Consider the following 20,100-nt stretch of genomic DNA (forward strand, 5'->3'; position numbering starts at 1 on the left):
ACGATCAGAACTCGTCAAGCACGACGAAGGAGATCGCCATGACGGCAGCAACGGACAACGATACTTCCGGCGGGCCGGTGCGCCGCAAGAAGGACAAGACGCACTACCTGTACCTGGCCGTGATCGTCGCGGTGATCGCCGGTGTGGCGGTCGGCATGCTGTTCCCCGAATTCGGCAAGGGGCTCAAGCCGCTCGGCGACATCTTCGTCGACCTGATCAAGATGATGATCGCGCCGGTGATCTTCTGCACCATCGTGCTGGGCATCGGCTCGGTGCGCGCGGCGGCATCGGTCGGCAAGATCGGCGGGCTGGCGATGGCCTACTTCGTGGTGATGTCGACCTTCGCGCTCGGCATCGGCCTCGTCGTCGGCAACCTGCTCAAGCCCGGCACCGGTCTGAACCTGCCCGCCGAGGCGGGCGGCGGCGCCAAGTACGCCGATCAGGCGCACGAGGCGGGCGGCACCTGGGACTTCATCCGCGGCATCGTCCCGGACACCCTGTTCTCCTCGCTGACCTCGGGCAGCGTGCTGCAGGCCCTGCTGGTCGCCTTGCTCGTGGGCTTCGCCCTGCAGGCCATGGGTGGCGCCGGTGAGCCGATCCTGCGCGGCGTCGCGATGGTGCAGAAGCTGGTCTTCCGGGTGCTGGTGATGATCCTGTGGCTGGCGCCGGTCGGCGCCTTCGGGGCCATCGCGGCGGTGGTGGGTGCCACCGGATTCGAGGCGGTCAAGCAACTCGCCTGGCTGATGGTGGCCTTCTACGCCACCTGCTTGGTGTTCGTCTTCGTGATCCTGGGCCTGCTGCTGCGCTTCGTGGCGAACCTGTCCGTGTTCAAGCTCGCCCGCTACCTGGCACGGGAGTACCTGCTGATCGTGGCCACCAGCTCCAGCGAGTCCGCGCTGCCGCGCCTGATCGCCAAGATGGAGCACGCCGGCGTCGAGAAGTCGACGGTGGGGATCGTGGTGCCCACCGGCTACTCCTTCAACCTCGACGGCACCGCGATCTACCTGACCATGGCCTCGCTGTTCATCGCCGACGCCATGGGCGCCCCGTTCTCGATCGGGCAGCAGTTCTCGCTGCTGCTGTTCATGATGATCGCTTCGAAGGGCGCCGCGGGCGTCACCGGCGCCGGGCTGGCCACGCTGGCCGGTGGCCTGCAGACCCACCGCCCCGACCTGCTCGACGGTGTGCCGGTGATCGTGGGCATCGACCGGTTCATGTCCGAGGCCCGCGCGCTCACCAACTTCTCCGGCAACGCCATCGCGACGCTGCTGATCGGCACCTGGACCAAGACCATCGACCGTGATCGCACGGTGGAGGTGCTGGACGGCCGCGCGCCCTTCGACGAGGAGACCATGGTCGACGACCACGATCTGCCCGCGGCCGAGGGCGCACCGTCGGGCGGCGGCGCGGAGGTGGCGCAGGCCCGTTGACAGGCGACGAGAACGCGTTCTAATCTCCAGGTATCAGAAATGGACCGATGCGGTACAAATATGAACCATTGGAGAGAGTGATGAGCGCTCCCGTCGCCCCGGCCCCCACGACGGTGCCGGCCCATCTGGCCGAGCTCGAAGCGGAGGCGGTGTACATCTTCCGAGAGGTCGCCGCCTCCTTCGAGCGTCCCGTGCTGCTGTTCTCGGGCGGTAAGGATTCGGTGGTCATGCTGCACCTCGCGGCCAAGGCCTTCTGGCCCGCCGCGATCCCGTTCCCGGTGCTGCACATCGACACCGGCCACAACTTCGACGAGGTGCTGGCCTTCCGCGACGATCTCGCCGCCCGGATGGGCGTGCGCCTCGAGATCGGCAGCGTGCAGGACGACATCGACTCCGGCGCCGTGGTCGAGCAGACCGGACCGGGCGCCACCCGCAACCGGCTGCAGACCGCCACGCTGCTGCGCAGCATCGCCGAGCACCGCTTCGACGCGGCCTTCGGCGGCGCCCGCCGGGACGAGGACAAGGCCCGCGCCAAGGAGCGCATCTTCAGCTTCCGGGATCGGTTCGGGCAGTGGGACCCCCGCGCGCAGCGCCCCGAACTGTGGAACATCTTCAACGGCCTGCACGCACGCGGCGAGCACATCCGCGTCTTCCCCCTGTCCAACTGGACCGAGCTCGACATCTGGCAGTACATCGCCGCTGAGCGGGTGGACCTGCCGGCGCTGTACTACGCGCACGAGCGCGAAGTGATCGAACGCGACGGCATGCTGCTGTCGGTGGGCCCGCTGGTGCAGCCCGAGCCCGGCGAGACGCCCGCGGTCCGGACGGTGCGCTTCCGCACCGTCGGCGATGCGACCTGCACGGGCGCAGTCGAATCCGACGCCACCGACGCCGAGGCCGTGGTCGCCGAGGTGGCCGCGACCCGGATCACCGAGCGCGGCGCCACCCGCGCCGACGACCGGATCTCCGAGGCCGGGATGGAAGACCGCAAGAAGGAGGGCTACTTCTGATGGAGATGGTGCGGATCGCGACCGCGGGCAGTGTGGACGACGGCAAGTCGACCCTGATCGGACGGCTGCTCTACGAATCGAAGGCGGTCTTCGAGGACCAGCTCGCGGCGGTCGCCGCGACCACCCGGGCGCGCGGCGAGGCGGGCGTCGACCTCGCGCTGCTCACCGACGGGCTGCGGGCCGAGCGTGAGCAGGGCATCACCATCGACGTGGCGCACCGATACTTCGCCACGCCCGCACGGAAGTTCATCGTCGCCGATACCCCGGGGCACGAGCAGTACACCCGGAACATGGTGACCGGGGCATCGACCGCCGATGTGGCGCTGATCCTCGTGGACGCGCGGCACGGGCTCACCGCGCAGTCGCGCCGGCACACCTTCCTCACCTCGCTGCTCGGTGTGCAGCACGTGGTGCTGTGCATCAACAAGATGGACCTGGTCGGCTTCGCGCAGGAGCGGTTCGATCAGATCCGCGCCGAGTTCACCGAATTCGCCGCCAAGCTCGAGGTGCACGATGTGGAGTCGATCCCCGTTTCCGCGCTGCTCGGCGACAACATCACCGAACGCTCGCCGAACATGCCCTGGTACGACGGTCCCTCGCTGCTCTACCACCTGGAGAACGTGCACGTGGTGAGCGACCGGAACCTCATCGACGCCCGGCTGCCGATCCAGTACGTGATCCGGCCGCAGGGCGCCGCCGCTCCCGGGACCGATCCGCGGGCGCTGCACGACTTCCGCGGCGTGGCCGGCACCGTCGCCTCCGGATCGTTCGCCGTGGGCGACGAGGTGGTGGCCCTACCGTCCGGCTTCTCGACGACCGTGACCGAGCTGTACCGGCCCGGCGGCACTCCGGCGAAGGAGCTCACGGCCGGGGAGGCGGTGTGTGTGCGCCTGGCGGATCAGCTCGACATCGGCCGCGGCGACATGCTCTGCCGCCCGGCGAACCGGCCGCAGTCCGCCGCCGACCTCGACACCATGGTGTGCTGGTTCTCGGACACCGCCGAGCTGGCGCAGGGCGCCGAATACCGGATGCTGCACGCCAACTCGTCGGAACTGGTGCGCGTCGAGGAGGTGGACTACCGGCTGGACACCACCACGCTCCATCGCGACAGATCTGCGACGAATCTGCAGCTCAATGACATCGGACGGGTGCAATTGGCCGCACGGCGTCCCATCCTGTTCGATCCGTACCGGCGCAACCGCACGACCGGTAGCTTCGTGCTCGTGCACCCGCAGACCAACGAGACGGTCGCGGCGGGCATGATCTCGGGGCCCACCCTGAAGAACTCCGCCGTGGTGTGGCACGGCGCCGCCCTCGACCGCTCCGAGCGTGCCACCCGTGGCGGCACGCTGTGGCTCACCGGGCTCTCGGCGTCGGGCAAGTCCACGGTCGCGGCGGAGGTCGAACGCCTCCTGGTGGCCCGCGGCATCCCGGCCTACCGGTTGGACGGCGACAACCTGCGCCACGGCCTCAACTCGGATCTCGGCTTCAGCGCCGCGGACCGGGCGGAGAACGTGCGCCGGGTGGGCGCCGTGGCGCAGCTCCTCGCCGATGCCGGGACGGTGGCGGTCGCGGCCCTGATCAGCCCCTACCGCGCCGACCGCGAGCGGATCCGGCGCGAGCACGAGGCCGCGGGACTGCCCTTCTGCGAGGTGTACGTGGACACCCCCATCGAGCAGTGCGAACGGCGCGACCCCAAGGGCATGTACGCCCGGGCGCGGGCGGGTGAGGTGCCCGATTTCACCGGCGTCAGCGCACCCTACGAGGCGCCGGTGGAGCCCGAACTGGTGCTCCGTCCCTCCGACGGCGAACCGGCCGCGCAGGCACGGCTCGTGGTGGCGCGGTGGCTCGCGGTCAACGCCGCCGCGGGCGGCCTCTAAACTGGGTGGGTGCACGTAGACACGGTCTCTGAAGCCGCCTCCACGCCCGACGTCGACCAGCCCTACCGGGAGCTCGGCCTCAAGGACGACGAGTACCAGCGGATCCGCGAGATCCTGGGCCGCCGCCCCACCGATGCCGAGCTCGCCATGTACTCGGTGATGTGGTCCGAGCACTGCTCCTACAAGAGCTCCAAGGTGCATCTGCGCTACTTCGGCGAGACCACGACCGACGAGATGCGCTCCACCATGCTCGCGGGCATCGGCGAGAACGCCGGCGTGGTGGACGTGGGCGACGGCTGGGCCGTCACCTTCAAGGTGGAGTCGCACAACCACCCGTCGTACGTGGAGCCCTACCAGGGCGCCGCCACCGGCGTGGGCGGCATCGTCCGCGACATCATGGCCATGGGTGCGCGCCCGATCGCCGTGATGGACCAGCTGCGGTTCGGCCCGGCCGATGCCCCCGACACCCGCCGCGTGCTCGACGGTGTGGTGCGCGGCGTGGGCGGGTACGGTAACTCGCTCGGCCTGCCCAACGTGGGCGGCGAGACCGTCTTCGATGCCTCGTACGCGGGCAATCCGCTGGTCAACGCTCTCTGTGCCGGCGTGCTGCGCACCGAGGACCTGCACCTGGCCTTCGCCTCGGGCCAGGGCAACAAGATCATCCTGTTCGGCGCCCGCACCGGCCTCGACGGCATCGGCGGCGTCTCCGTGCTCGCCTCGGAGACCTTCGAGGAGGGCAGCAAGCCCAAGAAGCTGCCGGCCGTGCAGGTGGGCGATCCGTTCACCGAGAAGGTGCTCATCGAGTGCTGTCTCGATCTGTACCGCGAGAAGCTGGTGGTGGGCATCCAGGACCTCGGCGGTGCCGGCCTGAGCTGCGCCACCTCGGAGCTGGCCGCGGCCGGCTCGGGTGGCATGCACATCGACCTGGAGAAGGTGCCCACCCGCGCCACCGGCATGACCCCGGCCGAGGTGCTCTCCTCGGAGTCGCAGGAGCGCATGTGCGCCGTGGTGACGCCGGAGAACGTCGACGAGTTCATGGCCGTGTGCGCCAAGTGGGACGTGCTGGCCACCGTGATCGGCGAGGTCACCGACGGCCCGCACCTGGTGATCACCTGGAACGGCGAGACCGTGGTCGACGCCCCGGCCCGCACCATCGCCCACGACGGCCCCGTCTACGAGCGCCCCGTGCAGCGGCCCGCGTTCATGGACGCGCTCATCGCCGACACCACGGCGGGCCTGCGCCGCCCGGCGTCCGACGACGAGCTGCGCGCCACCGCCCTGAAGATGCTGGCCTCGCCGGCGCTGTGCTCGCGCAAGTTCATCACCGAGCAGTACGACCGCTACGTGCGCGGCAACACCGTGCTCGCCGAGAACGCGGACGGCGGCGTGCTGCGCATCGACGAGTCGACGCAGCGGGGCATCGCGCTCTCGACCGATGCCTCGGGCCGGTACACCTACCTCGATCCGTACACCGGCGGACAGCTCGCGCTCGCCGAGGCCTACCGCAACGTGGCCGTCACCGGTGCCACCCCGAAGGCCGTCACCGACTGCCTCAACTTCGGCTCGCCCGAGGACCCGGGTGTGATGTGGCAGTTCCAGCAGGCCGTGCACGGCATCGCCGACGCCTGCGTCGAACTCGGCATCCCGGTGACCGGCGGCAACGTGAGCTTCTACAACCAGACCGGCTCCACCGCGATCCTGCCGACCCCCGTGGTGGGCGTGCTCGGCGTGATCGACGATGTGCGCCGTCGCATCCCCACGGGCCTGGGCACCGAACCCGGCGAGACGCTCTACCTGCTGGGCGACACCCACGACGAGTTCGACGGCTCCATCTGGGCGCAGGTCGAGCACGACCACCTCGGCGGCGTGCCGCCGAAGGTGGACCTGCAGCGCGAGAAGCTGCTGGCCGATGTGCTCACCGCCGCCTCGCGCGACGGCCTCGTCTCCGCCGCGCACGACCTCTCCGAGGGCGGCCTGTGGCAGGCGGTCGTCGAGGGCGCGCTCGCGGGGGAGACCGGCTGCCGGCTGATCCTGCCCGAGGGTTCGGACGCTTTCGTGCAGCTGTTGTCGGAGTCGGCGGGCCGCGTTCTGGTGGCCGTGCCGCGCACCGAGGAGACCCGGTTCGCCGCGATGTGCTCCGCCCGCGGTCTGCCCGCGGCGCGGATCGGCGTGGTGGATCAGGGGAGCGACGCCGTCGAGGTGCAGGGCCGGTTCTCCGTGCCGCTCGCCGAGCTGCGCGCCACCCACGAGGGCACGCTGCCCGCGCTGTTCTCCTGATCGCGACGGGGTGCCGTCGCACTCCGGTGCTACCGTCGGAGAACTGATGTGACGACGGTCACAATTTCGCACATTGAGGTGTGCGGACGGTGATCGAGAGGGGTGACATTTGCGGGAGATCGAAGACGGCATCGTCCGGGACTTCAGTGATCGGATGAGCTACGGCTCGTACCTCGACCTGGACACGCTGTTCTCCGCGCAGCACCCGCGCAGCGATCCGCCGCATCACGACGAGCTGCTGTTCATCATCCAGCACCAGACCTCGGAGCTGTGGCTGCACCTGACCGTGCACGAGCTGCGCGATGTCACCGAACAGCTCAAACAGGACCGGCTGGACGTCGCGATGAAGCGGCTGGCGCGGGTCAAGCACATCCAGGAGACCCTGACCCAGCAGTGGTCGGTGCTGGCGACACTCACCCCCACCGAATACGCCCAGTTCCGTGGGGCCCTCGCGAATTCCTCGGGCTTCCAATCGGTGAACTACCGTGCCGTGGAGTTCCTGCTCGGCAACAAGCACGAGGGCATGCTCGCGATCCACGAGGCCGATCCGGAGGGGCACGCGTTGCTCTCGGAGCTGCTGGTGGAACCCAGTGTGTACGACGAGTTCCTGCGCTACCTCGCGCGGCGCGGAATGCCCATCCCGCAGGAGATCCTGGATCGTGACGTCTCCCAACCCTGGGAGTTCAACGCGGACCTGGTCACGGTGCTCCGTGATGTCTACGAGAACGTCGAGGAGAACTGGGACGTCTACGAGGCGCTGGAGGAGCTCGTGGATCTGGAGGACAACTTCCAGTTCTGGCGGTTCCGGCACCTGCGTACCGTGCAGCGCACCATCGGCTTCAAACACGGCACCGGCGGATCGTCCGGCGTCGGATTCCTCAAGAAGGCACTCGATCTCACCTTCTTCCCGGAGCTGTACGCGGTGCGCACCGAGGTCCGGGATGCCTGACGGCGAGACCGCCTGCGCGCCCGACTGGTTGGACCTGCCGATCGTGGACTTCCACATCCACGAGATGCTGCTCGGCGGCGCCGACCTCGCCGGTGTCGCCGCCGCCGTCGACCTCGGTGGGCCGGACGGTCCGCGGCGCCCCGACCGGGTGTACGCGGGCCGGTTCCTCACGGTCCCGGGCGGATACCCGAGCGACCGCGCATGGGCCGCGCCGGGGAGCTGGCGCGAGGTGCGCTCCGCCGCCGACGGTGCGGAGGCCGTCGCGGAACAGATGGCATCCGGCAGCGCCGTGATCAAGGTGGCGCTCAACGCCGCCGCCGGGCCGGTGCCCGGGCCCGCGGTGCTGACCGCGATCGTCGCCGCCGCGCATGCCGCGGGCCGCGAGGTGGTGGCCCACTGCGAGGGCGGCACCGTGGGGACGGCGGCGGACGCGGGTGTGGACGTGCTCGCCCACACCCCCTTCGACGAGGCCCTCGACACCGCGCTCGCACAGGCCTTCCCGTACGTGATCAGTACCCTGGACATCCACGGATGGGGCACCCGCACAGCGGAATCCGCGGCGGCGATCAGTAATCTCCGGGTTCTCGCCGAGGCGGGCGCGCAGGTGCTCTACGGCACCGACCTCGGCAACGGGCCGTTGCCGCCCGGCGTCAACCGGCGCGAGCTCGACCTGTTGGCCGAAGCGGGACTCGGACGCGACGACATCCGCCGCGCCGTCTCCGCGACGGCGGCGCCGCCGGGCCTGCGCGCCGCACTCGAAGCCCTACCAGTGTTCCGCGACCCCCAGGAGGCCCGATGACCGACGCCGACCCCGCGGCGGCGCTGCGCGCCCGCGCGGCCGACCTCGATGCACACGATCCACTGGCACACTGCCGCGGCGAGTTCGACGGTGAGATCCGCGCCTATCTCGACGGCAATTCGCTCGGCCGCCCCGTGCGCGCCGCCGCCGATGCGCTCGCCCGGTTCGTGCCGGGCGAGTGGGGGACCGGGCTCATCCGCAGCTGGGACGACGGCTGGTTCGATCTCCCGCTGACGCTCGGGGACCGGCTCGCTGCAGCGGTCCTCGGTGCCGCCGCCGGCCAGACCATGGTGGCCGATTCGACCTCGGTGATCCTGTACAAGCTGCTGCGCGCCGCCCTCGCCGCGGCCCCCGCGGACCGTCGCGTCGTGGTGCTGGACCGGGAGAACTTCCCCACCGATCGGTATCTCGCCGAGGGCGTCGCCGCCGAGACGGGTGTCGAACTGCGCTGGATCGACCCGGACCCCGCCGCGGGTGTCACGGCGGATGAGCTGGCCGCCGTACTGGGATCCGATGTCGCCGTGGTGCTACTGAGCCACGTTTCCTACAAGTCCGGCTACATCGCGGATCTGGAGGGCCTGACCGCCCTCGCGCACGAGCACGGCGCGTTGGTGCTGTGGGACCTGTGCCACTCGGCCGGTGTCCTCGACGTGCGCCTCGATGCCGCCGATGTGGATCTCGCGGTGGGCTGCACCTACAAGTTCCTCTGCGGCGGACCCGGCGCGCCCGCCTTCGGTTACGTGGCCGCGCGGCACCAGGCCGCGCTGACCCAGCCCATCCAGGGCTGGATGGGGCATGCCGACGCCTTCGGTATGGCGCAGGGTTACCGGCCCGCCGAGGGGATGCGCCGATTCCTCTCCGGCACACCCCCGATCCTCGCGATGGTGCCGCTCATGGCCGCGCTCGGTCTGATCGAGGAGGTGGGCATCGCCGCGATCCGGGCGAAGTCGATCACCCTCGGCCGCTTCGTGATCGAGGCCGCGGATGCGCTGCTCGCCGATCTCGGTGTGCGCGTGGTGTCTCCCCGCGACGACGAACGCCGCGGCGGGCACGTGACCGTGGCGCATCCCGGTTTCCGCGCGGTGACCGCCCGGCTGTGGGAGCGGGACATCGTGCCCGACTTCCGCAACCCGGACGGCATCCGCCTGGGCCTCTCGCCCCTGTCCACCAGCTACGGTGAGGCCCTCGACGCCGTCATCGCCATCCGGGAGGAACTCCGATGACATCCGGTCTGCACAAGGGCATGCGCCCGCGCCACCTCGTGATGATGAGCCTCGGCGCCGCCATCGGTGCCGGCCTGTTCGTGGGCTCCGGTAAAGCCGTCGCCGCGGCCGGCCCCGCCGTGCTCGTCGCCTACCTCATCGCCGGCACCATCGTGGTGCTCACGATGCGGATGCTCGGGGAGATGGTGGCCGCCGACCCCAACCCGGGTGCCTTCTCCCACTACGCCGGTCGCGCTCTGGGGCCCGGCGCCGGGTTCGCGGTGGGTTGGCTGTGGTGGGTGCAGGAGGCGCTGGTGGTGGCCGCCGAGGCGGTCGCGGCGGCCGCCATCCTGCACGGCCTGATCGGCGGCCCACCGCCGTGGGTGTGGGCGCTGGTGTTCATGGTGACCTTCACCGTGATCAACCTGGCCGGCGTCGGTAAGTTCGGCGAGTTCGAATTCTGGTTCTCGCTCATCAAGATCGCCTTCGTCGTGCTCTTCCTGATCCTGGGCACCGCCTTCCTGCTCGGCTGGACCAGCGCACCGTCGCCCGGCCTGGAGAACCTGGCCGAGCTCATGCCCACCGGCTGGCAGGGCGTGATCGCGGCGCTGCTGCTGGTGGCCTTCGCCTTCGGCGGCATCGAATTGGTGGCCGTCGCGGCCGCCGAGACCGCCGACCCGGAACGCAGTGTGACCCAAGCGATCCGCGCCATCGTCTGGCGCATCCTGATCTTCTACGTGGGCACCGTGACGGTGATCGTGATCGCGCTGCCGTTCAACGATCCCGCCGTCGCGGAGGGCCCGTTCACCGCTGTGCTCAACGCGGCCGGGATGCCTGCCGTGGCGTCCATGCTGGGCGCCGTCATCGTGGTGGCCCTGCTGTCCTCGCTCAACGCGAACCTGTACGGCGCCTCGCGGATGATCTTCTCGCTCAGTGAACGCGGCATGGCACCCCGGAGCGTGAGCCGCCTCGACGGGCGCGCCGTGCCGGTGATCGGCGTGATCTGCACCGTGATCCCCGGCTTCCTCGCCGTGCCCGCCACCTACTTCTGGGGGGCGGCGGTCCTGGACAACCTGCTGAGCCTCGTGGGCAGCACCCTGATCGTGACCTGGCTGGCCACCATCGCCTCGGAGATCGTGCTGCGCCGCCGCGCCGACCGGGACGGAACGCCGCTGCCGCTGAAGATGTGGCTGTTCCCCTACCTGTCGTACGCGACGTTGTTCGCGGTGCTCGCGATCCTGCTGCTCGGGCTCACGGTGGAGGCGACCCGCGGACAGATCATCAGCACCACCGTGCTCGTGCTGGTGCTGTTCGCGATCGGCACCGTGATGGCCCGCCGCCCGGCGGCCGGCGATCAGGAGCGGCGCGCGTCCTTGGAGCGATAGAGCCCGGGATCGGCCGCCGCGATGAGGGATTCGACGGTGCTGCGCTGCGGCGCGGAGGTCGTGATGCCGATACTGGCGCCCACGCGCACCGGCACCGTGATGTCGTCGCCGCGTGGACCCGGCACCTGCACCTCCAGTGGCCGCGCGAGGGCGCGCTGCACCACGCCGACAGCGTCGTGCGGCTCGAACGGTGAGAGCACCAGGACCGCGAACTCGTCGCCGCCCACCCGGTAGAGCGCGCCCTTCCCGGCGAGCGCCGCCTGCAGTCGCTGCGTGGCGGCGATGAGGAGCTGATCGCCCGTGGCGTGCCCCAGCCTGTCGTTGATGGCCTTGAAACCGTCCAGGTCGATCAGGCAGAACCCCACCGGACCGGTGCGGGTGGCCTTGGCGACGGCGGACTCCAGGCTGCGCCGGTTCGGGATCCCGGTGAGCGGATCGTGATGGGCCAGATGATCGAGCCGCGCGTGCATCACTCGCAGCTCGGTGACGTCGTGGCCCACTCCCACGATGAGTGCGGGACGGTCGTCGTGGGAGCGCACCCGACTCAGCGCCCACCGGCCGACGCTGATGTCGCCACCGCTCACCAGGGTGCGGTGCTCCAGGAAACGCGTCACCGACTCGTCGTCGAGTGCGGCCAATTCCTCCAGCGTGTGCGCCACCTCCCGAGGATCGTCGGCGAGGAGGCGGCGCACATCGTCGCCCTCCGGACCGAGCAGCGCGCGGTTCGACTCCATCATCGTCGCCATCATCGGGCTCGCCTCCAGGACCCGGCCGTCCTCGTCGGCGATGAAGACGGGGGAGCGGGCGTGCTCGAACATGATTCGGGTCCTGGCCTGCGCCTGGCGCGCGCCCTCCTCAGCCGACCGGCGGGCGAGCTCTGCGGCCCCGTAGACCAGGGCCTGCCCCTCGAAGATCTTGTCCGTGAGCGCCGCGGTGTAGCCACCGGTGAATTCCGCGATGAGCAGCGCCGCGCGGCGCCGCGACCGGTCCGAGGGCTCGGGCGAGAGCACATCGGGGATGGCTGCGACGATCCGCGCACATGCCGTGGCGCCCACCGGCTTGGTGACCTGCAGGGACACCAACAGCTCGCCGAGCTCGCGCCCCGCATCGGGGACGAACTCCTCCGCCTCCACCGCGTCGAGCACCCGCTCGAATCCCTCCGTGAGAGCGGCCCGGTACGCCGACGCCGCGATCGGCAGGTACACGTGATCGACCACGGCGCTGATGAACTCGTCCGCGAGGTGTTCGGCGATGCGCTCACGCCGCACCAGGCCGCTGAGCGGTGGCACAGACTCCGACATCCCGGCTCCTCCTGGCGCACGCGGACGCCGTGGGTTAACTTGCCTTCATCATGACAGAGCCCGAGCCGATCACCGACCGATCGCCGTACGGACCGCGGATGTTCGGCGTCGAACGCCCCACCGCGGCCCGGTTGTACGACTACTTCCTCGGCGGCACCAGCTACTCCATCGCCGACCGTGCCGTGGGACGCGAGATCGAGCGCCGCGCACCGCACTGGGCGATCGGTGCCCGGCTGAACCGTTCCTACGTGCGTCGCGTGGTGCAGCTCATGGCGAACGCCGGTATCGATCAGTTCCTCGACCTGGGCTCCGGGATCCCCACCGGCGGCAACGTGCACGACGTGGCGCGCGGCATCCATCCCGGCGCCCGCGTGGTGTACGTCGAGAAGGAGCTCGTCACCTTCCAGACCGCGCGGTACCTGCTGGAGGGCCACGAGGCGGCGGCCGTCATCAATCTCGACCTTCGTGATCCGGAATCCGTACTGGCACATCCCACCACGCAGGGGCTACTCGACCTCTCGCGGCCCGTGGGGCTGATCCTGGTGGGAGTACTGCTGTTCATTCCCCCGGACGAGGCGCAGGAGATGATCCAGCGCTACCTGCGGGTGCTCGCCCCGGGGAGTCACGTCGCGATCCTGGTGATCACCGAGGATTTCACCGATGCCGAGGTGGCCAGCGAGATCGACTGGGTGCGCGAGCAGTACGCGGCGACGGCGGACCGGCTGTACACGTACACGCCGCAGCAGGGACGGGACCTGTTGGCGGGCACCGAGCCGGTGGAGCCGGGCTTCGTCCGGCACCCGCTGTGGCGGCCGGAACTGCCGCCGTCGCCGGAGCAGCTGCGGTGCGGCCACGGCTACGTGTGCGTGAGCCGGGTGCCCTAGCCCCGGTCCGACGCGGTCAGGATCCGGCGATGTCCAACGTCGCCACGATCTGGTCGGACGGTGTCGTCGCGCCGCCGGGCGCCTCGATCGAGATGCCGAACGTGGTGGCACCGTCGAGCCCCGGCACCGCAGCCGTCGTGGTGGGCCGGACGTCCTGCTGCGTCATCGTGCCGCGCGAGCGTGCGCCGCCGCCCGGATCCATCAGCCACATCTGGTAGACGGTGCCGTCCTTCGGAGGCGGGACGTCGTTCATGAGCACCACACCCGCGTTCTTCTCCCGCGAGTACACCAGCGAGATCGTGGCATTCCCGACCCGCGCCTGAGTGGTCCGCGCGTCCGGCGCGGCGAGCACCGCACTCGAGTCCGGTGCGCCCGGGGCGGAATCGGTGCCGATGCCGCGGCCGACGAGCACGCCGACGGCGACGGCGACGATCACCATGGCCGCCGCGACCAGCGCCTGCATCCGGCGCCGCGAGCGAGCGCCGCGCGCCGGTGTGGACGGGGCACGCAGCGGTGTGGCGCCGGACTCGCCGACGAGACCGCCGAGAATGCGATCGAAGGTGCCCGGGGCGGGCTGCTCGGCGAAGGTCTCGGCCTGCGCGGCCATGGTCTCGCGGACGTCGCGGACCCGGCCGTCGAAATGCCTGCGGGTGTCGGCCTCGGTCGCATCGAGGGAGGCCTCCACGCGGCGGATCTCGTCCGCCTCCAAGGCGTAGAGGGCGTAGGGCTCGGCGAGGTCCAGCAATTCGTCCGGGGGAAGAGGTGGGGTGGCGTTCACGTCGGATCACCCGCCAGCGGGCCGAGGCACCGTCGCAGTCGGGCGATGCCGTCGCGGATGCGGGTCTTGATGGTGGGCAGGGGAGCGTCCAACTGCTCGGCCACCTCGCGGTAGGTGTGCCCGCCGTAGTACGCCAGCGTCAACGCATCGCGTTGCGGGGAACTGAGGGTGTCGAGGCAGTCGACCACCGCCGTCGCGTCCTCGTTGCGCTCCGCCGCCTCGGAGACCGTGTCGTGCGGGCGCTGGTAGGCGTCGGTGGCGAAGGTGTTCTCCCGGTCGCCGCGGGCGCGTTCAGCCCGCACCCGGTCCACGGCCCGACGGTGCGCGATGGTCACCAGCCAGGCCTGCGCGGAGCCGCGGTCCGGATCGAAATCCGACGCCTTGTGCCAGGCCTCCAGGTACACCTCCTGGGTGATCTCCTCGCCGTAGCCGCGATCTCCGATCACCCGGACGGCGGTCCCGAAGACCAGGTGCGCGGTCCGGTCGTAGAGATCGCGGAAGGCGCCGACGTCGCCGCCGGCCACGCGGGGCAGCAGCGCATCCGCATCGGATCGAGCACGGGCCATCGATGCCCCTCCTTCGTTGCACCGAAGGGTACCGGGCCCGGGCGGCGGCAGCACCCGGACGGTGCGGAACCGGGAACCGCACCGCGGCCGGATCAGTGGCGCACACGGCGGGGTGGTCGCGGAACGAAGAAGGACGTGCGGGCGGCGTACTCGTCCCAGCCGGGGCGCGCACTCATGAACCGCTCGAGCAGGCGGGCGCCGGTGGCGTGGACGAGGAAGTAGGTCATCAGCGCGGGCGAGGCCACGGTGAGCACGCCCGGCCAGGCGCTCGCGGCGATCAGCCAGATGCCCCACCAGGTGCAGGCGTCGCCGAAGTAGTTGGGATGCCGGGTCCACGCCCACAGGCCGCGGTCCATGATCATCCCGCGGTGCGCGGGATCGGCCTTGAAGGCCCGCAACTGGTGATCGCCCACGGCCTCGAAGCCGATGCCGGTCAGCGCTGCAGCGAGCCCAGCGGCCGCCACGATGAGCGCGGCTCCGCTCGTGGGGCCACTCACCGCGGACACCTGCACGGGCAGCGAGATGAACCACTGCGCGGCGCCCTGGACCACGAAGATCTTGCGGATCACCATGCCGGTGCCGCCGCCACCGGCCCGGTCCAGCATGTCCGTGTAACGCGGATCCTCGCCCTTGCCCGCGGATTTGACCCACATGTGCCAGGACAGGCGCAGGCCCCACACCGTGACGATCGCGGTGATGATCCAGCCGCGGGTGCGGTCACCGTCGCCGAGGAACAGAGCGATCCACGCGACCGCCACGATCCCCGCGCCCCAGGCCACATCGACCACGTTGTACCGGCCGATGGTCCGGCCCACCGCGAAGGTGATCGCCTGCACCGCCGCCAGCACCACCAGGGAGGCCGCGGTCACGAGGAGGAAACCGATCATCGCCGCACCTGCGCACCGAGCACGATCTGCTGCACATCCAGGTACCCGGAACGGAAGCCCGCCTCGCTGTACGCCAGGTAGAACTCCCAGAGGCGTTGGAAGGCAGTGGAATCCGCGGGCGGTGGCAGTGAATCGGGATCGTCGAGGAAGCGTTCGCGCCACAGCCGCAGGGTCTCGGCGTAGTGCGCACCGAACCGGTGCCGGGCCTGCACGGTGAGGCCCGCGCGCCCCGCAGCGGCGGAGATCGCCTCGGTGGAGGGCAGCATGCCGCCGGGGAAGACGTACTTCTGGATCCAGGTGTACGTGCGCAGGGTGGCCAGCATGCGATCGTGCGGCATGGTGATCGCCTGCACAGCGATCCGTCCACCGGGAGCGAGCAATCGAGCCAACGCGGCGAAGTACTCGTCCCAGTGCGCGGCACCGACCGCCTCGATCATCTCGACCGAGACCACGGCGTCGTACTCGCCGAAGACGTCCCGGTAGTCGAGCAGGTCGATCCGGACCGCGTGCGACAGGCCGGCCTCGGCCACCCGCTGCATCGCCAGATCGCGCTGCTCGACCGAGAGGGTCACCGAGCGCACCTCGGCGCCGCGGCGGGCCGCCCGCAGGCAGAGCTCGCCCCAGCCGGTACCCACCTCCAGGACCCGGGTGCCGGGACCGACGCCCGCAGCGTCGAGGAGCCGGTCGATCTTCGCGGCCTGCGCGTCAGGCAGGGCGGACCGCGGGACCTCCGCCACCGCGGGAGCGCGGGTGACACCGGGCGCGCCGTCGGGGAGTTCCGCGGCGGAGAACAGCGCACTGGAGTAGGTGAGCGTCTCGTCGAGGAAACGCGCGAACAGTTCGTTCGACAGGTCGTAGTGGTGGGACACGTTGTCCTGCACGTGATCGGGCGTACCGAGCTCGGTGCGCGGCCGCCGCACCGCGGCGAGTGGACGCAGTGCCTGCAGCCAGCGGGGAACGAGGCGGGGCATGCGCCCCGCGAGCGCGGTGAGCGTCCCGGCCAGGTCGGGGGAATCCCACTCGCCGGCGACATAGGCCTCGCCGAATCCGATCAGCCGGGAGGTCCCGATCCGGCGGGCCACCGCATCCGGGTCGTGCAGCACGATGGCCGGCCCGGCCGGTGCCGGGTCTGCGGTGCTCGACAGCGACACACCGCAGCGTGCACAGGCGTGGGTCAACAGGATTCGCGCGCCGCGGCCGAGCAGTGCGGCGCGCGCGCCGGTGGGGGCGGGCGCGGTCGGGTGGGGACGGTCGGTGCGTCGGGCCTCGAGTTCAGCGGTCACGGGTTCGCTTCCTGTTCGACGGGGACGGGGACGGTGGTGGTGCGGGCGGTGGGCCGGGCGCGGTCGCGGGGCACGAGGGGGAGGCCGGCCGCCCAGAGGCGGATGCCGTGCACCCGGATCAGGGCCGAGACCACCAGCGGGGCCAGGGGCGCGCGCAGTTGGGAGGCGAGCACGCCGCGCGCGGTGGCGGGTCTGCGGGTGCCGCGCCACGTGGCGACGAAGGGCGCCTGATCCGGGCGTTCGAGCACCACGTCGATCGCCAGCCGCGCACCCGGCTCGGGCATCCGCAGCCGGTAGCGGCCCTCCACCGGGTTGAACGGTGAGACGTAGAAATCCTTGTCCACCACGGCGCCCGATTCGGCGCCGGCTTCGAGCACGTAGGCGTGCCGGCCGCCGTAGGTGTTGTGCACCTCCGCGATCACCGCCCGCACCGAACCCGCGCGGTCGTGACACCAGAACACGGTGAGTGGATCGAAGACGTAGCCGAGGCACCGCGCGTTGAGCAGGGCGGTGATGCTGCCGCCCGGGGGAGCGACGCCCTGCGCGCGCAGGGTCTGCTCGACCCGCGCGCGCAGGGTGTCCGCGCCGCTGCGCACCGGGGAGAGATGGTCCCGGGCGCGGAAGGTCGCGAGCGGCCGCAGCCAGCGCGGAAGGTCCGGTGGCGCGTCGACGTCGATGAACCAGCTGGCGCTCCGGTGCCGGAAGGAGTGCCGGACCGGCGAGCGCCGAGCGTGCCCGATCTCGGTGTCGTACAGGGCCGCCCTCATGATCTCGCTCCGGTGAGCCGTTCCGCCGCCCGCAGGCCCGAGGCCGCGCCGTCCTCGTGGAAGCCCCACCCGTGGTAGGCCCCGGCGAAGGCGAGGACCCCATCGGACAGCTCCGGGAGACGCTGCGCCGCGGCCACCGATGCGGTGGTGAACGCAGGGTGTTCGTAGTCCAATTCCGCGATCACCCGGGACGGATCGACCAGTTCGTCGCCCCCGAGCGTCACCAGCGCGCGGTCGCCGCCCGTGGGCAGACCCATCAGGCGGGTGAGGTCGTAGGTCACCGAGACCCGCCCCGCGTCGCCGGTCGCCAGGTAGTTCCAGGAGCCGCGGGCGTTCTCGTGGCGCGGCAGCAGCGAGGTGTCCGTGTGCAGCAGACCGGGATTCGGGGAGTACTCGATCGCGCTCAGGAGCGCGCGCTGCGCGGGAGTCGGATCGCCCAGCAGGGCGAGCGCCTGGTGCGGGTGCACGGCGACCACCGCACCGTCGAACTGCTCGATGCGGCCGGTGTCGTCCAGGATCCGCACCCCCGAGGCCTCCCGGCGCAGGCTGCGCACCCCGGCACCCGTGCGCACATCCGCGATCCCGGCCGCGATCTTCTCGACGTACCGCGCCGAACCACCGACCACGGTGCGCCACTGCAACGATCTCCCCACCGACAGCATCCCGTGATTGGCGAGGAACCGGAACAGGTAGCGCGCCGGGTACTCGCCGACCCGGCCGGGCGGGCAGGACCACACCGCGGCCACCAGGGGCAGCAGGAAGTGCCGCACCACACGATCACTGAGCTGCTCGCGGCGCACGAACTCGGCGAGCGGGAGATCCTCCCCGCCCTCGTCCAGGTGCCGGCGCGCGGCACGGTGGAAACGCGGCACCTCCGCGAGCAGGCGCAGGTGCTGGGGGTCCGTGAGGTGCCGGGCGGTGGGCAGTAGACCGCGCAGGCCCTTGCCGCCCGCGAACTCCACGCCGTGCGCATCGTCGCGGATCGACATCGACATCTCGGTGTCGCGCGTGGCCACACCGAGCTCGTCGAACAGGCCGCACAGCACGGGGTAGGTGGTGTCGTTGTGCACGATGAAACCCGAATCGACGGACACCGGGTGACCCACCCCGAGATCCACCTGATGGGTGTGGGCGTGGCCCCCCAGCCGACGATCGCGCTCGTACAGGGTGACCGCCGCGGTCCTGCTCAGGACGTGCGCCGCGACCAGCCCGGCCACGCCGCTGCCGACCACCGCCAGCCGCCTGTTCTCCGTTCTCATGCCCCGTATTCGGAGCCGACGCCCGTGCGGATGGGGCGCGATGGCGTGAGATTTCCGGCATGGCCGCGCACCCCCGGCGGCGCTACCGTGAGGAGCATGGGCATCCGGAGATCAGCAGTCATCGAATCACCCGTCGACGAGGTCTTCGCGTGGTTCTCCCGGCCCGGGGCGTTCACCCGACTGATGGCGCCCTGGGTGCCGATGCGGCTGGACTCGCAGGCCTCCTCGCTCGCGGACGGAGTCACCGTGATCGACCTGCCGGGCGGCCTGCAGTGGTTCGCCAAGCACGATCCGAGCGCGTACGTGCCCGGCCGCCGATTCGTCGACGAGGTGGCGGTGGACGGCGCCCGCTCGCTGCCCGCCGGGCTGTTCCCGTGGCGGCACATCCACGACTTCGAACCCGTGGACCCGCAGCACACCCGGGTGAGCGACGACGTACGGACGCCGGTGCCCGAGCAACTCCTCTCGGAGGTCATCGAGTACCGGTACCGGCAGCTGGCGGCCGACCTCGCCGCGCACCGTCGGGCCGCGGAGGCGGGACTGGGCCCGTCGACGGTCGCGGTGACCGGCGCGTCCGGACTCGTCGGCACGGCGCTCACGGCGTTTCTGAGCACCGGTGGACACCGGGTGATCAGGCTGGTGCGCGGGGAGCCCGGCGCGGATTCCGAGCGCACCTGGAACCCGGAGGCCCCCGACCCGGCGGCGCTCGACGGCGTCGACGCCGTGATCCATCTCGCGGGCGCCGGGATCGCCGGCCGGTTCACCCGAGAGCACAAGGAAGCCATCGCCGACAGCCGCATCGAACCCACGCGGCTGCTGGCCCGCGCCGCCACCGCAGCGGGCGTGCGGACCTTCGTGAGCGCCTCCGCTGTGGGTGTCTACGGCCGGGACCGGGGGGACGAGGTGCTCACCGAGGAATCCGCGCCGCCCGCCACCGCCGACTTCCTCTCCGACGTGGTGCGCCGCTGGGAAGACGCCGCCCGCGAGGGCGCCGGAGACGGTACCCGGGTGGTCTCGGTGCGCACCGGCATCGTCCAATCACCGCAGGGCGGCACCCTCAAACTGCAACTGCCCCTGTTCCGGGCCGGCCTCGGCGGACGTCTCGGCAGCGGCGAGCAGTGGCAGCCCTGGATCGGGATCGACGACCTCGTCGACATCTACCACCGAAGCCTGTGGGACACCACGCTTTCCGGACCGGTCAACGCCGTCGCCCCGTCCGTGGTGCGCAACGCCGACTACACCCGGGAACTGGGCCACGTGCTGCACCGGCCCACCCTGTTCCCCGTGCCCTCCTTCGGTCCCGCGCTGCTCCTCGGCCGCGAGGGCGCACAGGACCTCGCGCTCGCCAGCCAGCGGGTGCGGCCCGCCGTCCTCGAGGACCGCGGCCATCCGTTCCGCACCCCGGACCTCGGCGGCGCGCTGCGGCACCTACTCGGCTGAGGC

General features: G+C 71.0%; 17 protein-coding genes. 10 read left to right on the forward strand and 7 right to left on the reverse strand.

Features of this window, described 5'->3' with window-relative positions; genetic code table 11:
- The first annotated feature begins 38 nt into the window (after positions 1–38).
- The 8 genes from ABD108_RS07545 to ABD108_RS07580 all read left to right on the forward strand — a co-directional run bounded on the left by ABD108_RS07545 (position 39) and on the right by ABD108_RS07580 (position 10,932).
- Positions 39–1,430, forward strand: coding sequence for a cation:dicarboxylate symporter family transporter (locus ABD108_RS07545; protein WP_220657812.1), 1,392 nt, complete (start codon positions 39–41; stop codon positions 1,428–1,430).
- A gap of 80 nt (positions 1,431–1,510) precedes the next feature.
- Positions 1,511–2,440, forward strand: a complete 930-nt coding sequence (cysD, locus tag ABD108_RS07550) for a sulfate adenylyltransferase subunit CysD (RefSeq protein WP_220657813.1) — start codon at positions 1,511–1,513, stop codon at positions 2,438–2,440.
- Complete coding sequence (gene cysC, locus ABD108_RS07555; protein ID WP_343929941.1) at positions 2,440–4,320, forward strand: adenylyl-sulfate kinase; 1,881 nt, start codon at positions 2,440–2,442, stop codon at positions 4,318–4,320. Before cysD ends, cysC begins: the two co-directional genes overlap by 1 nt.
- A gap of 9 nt (positions 4,321–4,329) precedes the next feature.
- A complete protein-coding gene (gene purL / locus ABD108_RS07560) occupies positions 4,330–6,597 on the forward strand; it encodes a phosphoribosylformylglycinamidine synthase subunit PurL (protein ID WP_343929942.1) in 2,268 nt (755 codons plus the stop codon).
- Positions 6,598–6,751: 154 nt separating this feature from the next.
- Positions 6,752–7,546, forward strand: a complete 795-nt coding sequence (locus tag ABD108_RS07565) for a tryptophan 2,3-dioxygenase (protein ID WP_220658569.1) — start codon at positions 6,752–6,754, stop codon at positions 7,544–7,546.
- Entirely contained in the window at positions 7,539–8,345 is an 807-nt protein-coding gene (locus tag ABD108_RS07570; protein WP_220657816.1) for an amidohydrolase family protein, read from the forward strand. Before ABD108_RS07565 ends, ABD108_RS07570 begins: the two co-directional genes overlap by 8 nt.
- Positions 8,342–9,568: a kynureninase gene (locus ABD108_RS07575; protein ID WP_343929943.1), complete on the forward strand. Its 1,227-nt coding sequence runs from the start codon at positions 8,342–8,344 to the stop codon at positions 9,566–9,568. Before ABD108_RS07570 ends, ABD108_RS07575 begins: the two co-directional genes overlap by 4 nt.
- Positions 9,565–10,932: an amino acid permease gene (locus ABD108_RS07580; protein WP_343929944.1), complete on the forward strand. Its 1,368-nt coding sequence runs from the start codon at positions 9,565–9,567 to the stop codon at positions 10,930–10,932. The genes ABD108_RS07575 and ABD108_RS07580 overlap by 4 nt, the downstream gene beginning before the upstream one ends.
- Here the strand turns inward: ABD108_RS07580 and ABD108_RS07585 are convergent.
- Entirely contained in the window at positions 10,902–12,233 is a 1,332-nt protein-coding gene (locus ABD108_RS07585; protein ID WP_305111161.1) for a sensor domain-containing diguanylate cyclase, read from the reverse strand. The two genes, ABD108_RS07580 and ABD108_RS07585, sit on opposite strands and share 31 nt — an antisense overlap.
- 50 nt (positions 12,234–12,283) lie before the next feature.
- On the opposite strand from ABD108_RS07585, the gene ABD108_RS07590 reads away from it, so the two are divergent.
- Positions 12,284–13,117 carry an SAM-dependent methyltransferase gene (locus ABD108_RS07590; RefSeq protein WP_343929945.1) on the forward strand — a complete coding sequence of 278 codons (834 nt, stop codon included), beginning with the start codon at positions 12,284–12,286 and terminating at the stop codon, positions 13,115–13,117.
- 16 nt (positions 13,118–13,133) lie between these two features.
- Here the strand turns inward: ABD108_RS07590 and ABD108_RS07595 are convergent, their stop codons facing one another.
- From ABD108_RS07595 to ABD108_RS07620, 6 genes are all read right to left on the reverse strand, one after another.
- Complete coding sequence (locus tag ABD108_RS07595) at positions 13,134–13,895, reverse strand: anti-sigma factor (RefSeq protein WP_343929946.1); 762 nt, start codon at positions 13,893–13,895, stop codon at positions 13,134–13,136.
- On the reverse strand, positions 13,892–14,461 hold the full coding sequence (sigK, locus tag ABD108_RS07600) for an ECF RNA polymerase sigma factor SigK (protein ID WP_220657822.1): 570 nt from the start codon (positions 14,459–14,461) through the stop codon (positions 13,892–13,894). Before sigK ends, ABD108_RS07595 begins: the two co-directional genes overlap by 4 nt.
- A 92-nt stretch (positions 14,462–14,553) precedes the next feature.
- Positions 14,554–15,348, reverse strand: a complete 795-nt coding sequence (locus ABD108_RS07605; RefSeq protein ID WP_343929947.1) for a DUF1295 domain-containing protein — start codon at positions 15,346–15,348, stop codon at positions 14,554–14,556.
- The gene (locus ABD108_RS07610; protein WP_343929948.1) at positions 15,345–16,631 is read right to left on the reverse strand and encodes a class I SAM-dependent methyltransferase; all 1,287 of its coding nucleotides are present in this window, start codon (positions 16,629–16,631) and stop codon (positions 15,345–15,347) included. Before ABD108_RS07610 ends, ABD108_RS07605 begins: the two co-directional genes overlap by 4 nt.
- A complete protein-coding gene (locus ABD108_RS07615) occupies positions 16,628–17,398 on the reverse strand; it encodes a DUF1365 domain-containing protein (RefSeq protein WP_343929949.1) in 771 nt (256 codons plus the stop codon). Before ABD108_RS07615 ends, ABD108_RS07610 begins: the two co-directional genes overlap by 4 nt.
- Positions 17,395–18,657, reverse strand: a complete 1,263-nt coding sequence (locus ABD108_RS07620) for an NAD(P)/FAD-dependent oxidoreductase (RefSeq protein WP_343929950.1) — start codon at positions 18,655–18,657, stop codon at positions 17,395–17,397. Before ABD108_RS07620 ends, ABD108_RS07615 begins: the two co-directional genes overlap by 4 nt.
- 96 nt (positions 18,658–18,753) lie before the next feature.
- Between ABD108_RS07620 and ABD108_RS07625 the strand changes: the two genes are divergently transcribed.
- Positions 18,754–20,097 carry a TIGR01777 family oxidoreductase gene (locus ABD108_RS07625; protein WP_343929951.1) on the forward strand — a complete coding sequence of 448 codons (1,344 nt, stop codon included), beginning with the start codon at positions 18,754–18,756 and terminating at the stop codon, positions 20,095–20,097.
- Positions 20,098–20,100: the final 3 nt, after the last annotated feature.

Source organism: Tsukamurella strandjordii (assembly GCF_039525985.1).
In the GTDB taxonomy this organism is placed as follows: domain Bacteria; phylum Actinomycetota; class Actinomycetes; order Mycobacteriales; family Mycobacteriaceae; genus Tsukamurella; species Tsukamurella strandjordii.

Excerpts from the sequence above, each read along its gene's own strand:
- ABD108_RS07570 (WP_220657816.1), top strand. The coding sequence starts at position 7,539 with ATGCCTGACGGCGAGACCGCCTGCGCGCCCGACTGGTTGGACCTGCCG.
- ABD108_RS07575 (WP_343929943.1), top strand. The coding sequence starts at position 8,342 with ATGACCGACGCCGACCCCGCGGCGGCGCTGCGCGCCCGCGCGGCCGAC.
- cysC (WP_343929941.1), top strand. The coding sequence starts at position 2,440 with ATGGAGATGGTGCGGATCGCGACCGCGGGCAGTGTGGACGACGGCAAG.
- ABD108_RS07625 (WP_343929951.1), top strand. The coding sequence starts at position 18,754 with ATGGGCATCCGGAGATCAGCAGTCATCGAATCACCCGTCGACGAGGTC.
- ABD108_RS07590 (WP_343929945.1), top strand. The coding sequence starts at position 12,284 with ATGACAGAGCCCGAGCCGATCACCGACCGATCGCCGTACGGACCGCGG.
- ABD108_RS07605 (WP_343929947.1), bottom strand. The coding sequence starts at position 15,348 with ATGATCGGTTTCCTCCTCGTGACCGCGGCCTCCCTGGTGGTGCTGGCG.
- cysD (WP_220657813.1), top strand. The coding sequence starts at position 1,511 with ATGAGCGCTCCCGTCGCCCCGGCCCCCACGACGGTGCCGGCCCATCTG.
- ABD108_RS07580 (WP_343929944.1), top strand. The coding sequence starts at position 9,565 with ATGACATCCGGTCTGCACAAGGGCATGCGCCCGCGCCACCTCGTGATG.
- ABD108_RS07615 (WP_343929949.1), bottom strand. The coding sequence starts at position 17,398 with ATGAGGGCGGCCCTGTACGACACCGAGATCGGGCACGCTCGGCGCTCG.
- ABD108_RS07620 (WP_343929950.1), bottom strand. The coding sequence starts at position 18,657 with ATGAGAACGGAGAACAGGCGGCTGGCGGTGGTCGGCAGCGGCGTGGCC.
- ABD108_RS07585 (WP_305111161.1), bottom strand. The coding sequence starts at position 12,233 with ATGTCGGAGTCTGTGCCACCGCTCAGCGGCCTGGTGCGGCGTGAGCGC.
- sigK (WP_220657822.1), bottom strand. The coding sequence starts at position 14,461 with ATGGCCCGTGCTCGATCCGATGCGGATGCGCTGCTGCCCCGCGTGGCC.
- ABD108_RS07565 (WP_220658569.1), top strand. The coding sequence starts at position 6,752 with ATGAGCTACGGCTCGTACCTCGACCTGGACACGCTGTTCTCCGCGCAG.
- ABD108_RS07545 (WP_220657812.1), top strand. The coding sequence starts at position 39 with ATGACGGCAGCAACGGACAACGATACTTCCGGCGGGCCGGTGCGCCGC.